This window comes from Acetobacter sp. DmW_043 (genome assembly GCF_002153485.1).
GTDB lineage: Bacteria > Pseudomonadota > Alphaproteobacteria > Acetobacterales > Acetobacteraceae > Acetobacter > Acetobacter thailandicus.
This window is the reverse complement of the sequence record NZ_JOMN01000120.1, coordinates 1-326: the sequence shown is the minus strand read 5'-3', so window position 1 is coordinate 326 and position 326 is coordinate 1. Positions and strand designations below refer to the sequence as shown.

Genomic DNA, 326 nt, shown 5'->3' with positions numbered 1-326 from the left:
CGGGACTGACCAATAATATGAGCAAGCTCCTGACGCTCTCTCTGAACCTCAGCTATCGCTTTTTCAAACGCTGCCTGCATCTCCTGACTGACAGTAAGCCCGGCCTCCCGTATTCCTTTCCCATAGGCCTGCGGCGTCATTTTCAGTGTCGGACTGGCCTCAATCGCCTCCATATGTGTGCCGACCGTATTCATGGCCTTCACAACGCGGGCCAGATCCTCCGTATAATCCGGCGGCCGGTTCTCCCGCCATGCCTGCGGCAATGCTTCCACACTGCGCCGGAGCACCGATATTTCAGCACGCAGATCATCAAACGCGCGCTGCGC

Annotated in this window: 1 protein-coding gene; it reads right to left on the bottom strand. The window is 57.7% G+C overall.

What is annotated here, in order from left to right:
* Window positions 1–326, bottom strand: a 326-nt coding sequence (locus tag HK11_RS12165; RefSeq protein ID WP_233133483.1) for a DUF6118 family protein, incomplete at both ends; no start/stop codon positions are given.